Annotated in this window: 1 protein-coding gene; it reads right to left on the reverse strand. The window is 50.1% G+C overall.

Going from position 1 to position 369, the window contains the following annotated elements:
- Nucleotides 1–55: 55 nt before the first annotated feature.
- A partial coding sequence (gene pedF, locus A3754_RS06630) for a cytochrome c-550 PedF (RefSeq protein WP_063519144.1) occupies nt 56–369 on the reverse strand: 314 nt, incomplete at its 5' end.

Below are 369 nucleotides of genomic sequence, written 5' to 3' on the forward strand. Positions count from 1 at the left end.
TATACTGATAAGTAGAAGGAACAATAGCCCGGGAAACACCATTACAGATCGCATTTTACTGTCCCATTGTTTCCATGCTGACCGTCTCAAGCCAGGTTCGGATAGCCCACAAAGCTTCCTGACTGAGATAATCGGCCATTTTCGGCATCAGAACGCGACCATTGCGCACAGCTCCATTTACAACCCGTTCTTTGTACCATTCGTCACCGTAATCACCGTTTTCCAGCTCTCGCAGATCAGGCGCTATACCTCCCGACTTGGCTTCCAGGCCATGACAAGCTGCACAGTTCTGGTTATACGCAGAGCTGCCAATATCCACAGCCAATTCATGCTGCGGATGATCTTCACGGTAAGGGTTGGTATCGCGCC

The sequence above is a fragment of the Alcanivorax sp. HI0083 genome (genome assembly GCF_001635175.1).